The organism is Mycetocola saprophilus, from assembly GCF_000718085.1.
GTDB classification, from domain to species: domain Bacteria; phylum Actinomycetota; class Actinomycetes; order Actinomycetales; family Microbacteriaceae; genus Mycetocola; species Mycetocola saprophilus.
This window is the reverse complement of sequence record NZ_JOEC01000014.1, coordinates 1-397: the sequence shown is the minus strand read 5'-3', so window position 1 is coordinate 397 and position 397 is coordinate 1. Positions and strand designations below refer to the sequence as shown.

Sequence of the window (397 nt, the reverse complement as noted above, 5' to 3'; positions counted from 1 at the left end):
GAGGTGTTGTCACCGTTGGCTGCGGCCGCTGCCGATACGTTGGCCGATGAGTTCGCGGCGGTAGCCGAGGTTGCCGAGGCATCCGAGGATGCTTCGGCGGTTGCGGCTGCCTGCGAGGCGGCGTTGGCGTTGGCGGTTGCGGCGGTGGTTCCAGCGGCGTCGCCGTTGGCTGCGGCCTGGGCTGCTGCCTGGGCGGCGGCGGTGTTGTCACCGTCGGCGCTGGCCGATGCTGCTGCCGAAGCGGCGGCGTTGGCGTTTGCGTCGGTGTTGGCCCCCGCGCGAGAGTCCGCTGCTGCGCCCGGGTCGGCGGTGGCCGTTCCGTTGGCTGCGGCGGTGCTGGATGCGGTGGTCGAGGCGTCTGCGATGGCGGCGGAGTTTGCCGCTGCCGATGCGTTGC

At 72.3% G+C, this 397-nt stretch carries 1 protein-coding gene; it reads right to left on the bottom strand.

Annotated elements, in window-relative coordinates; translation table 11 throughout:
• Positions 1 to 397 (bottom strand): hypothetical protein (locus IE92_RS18610; RefSeq protein ID WP_030149549.1); only part of this gene is annotated, 397 nt, incomplete at both ends.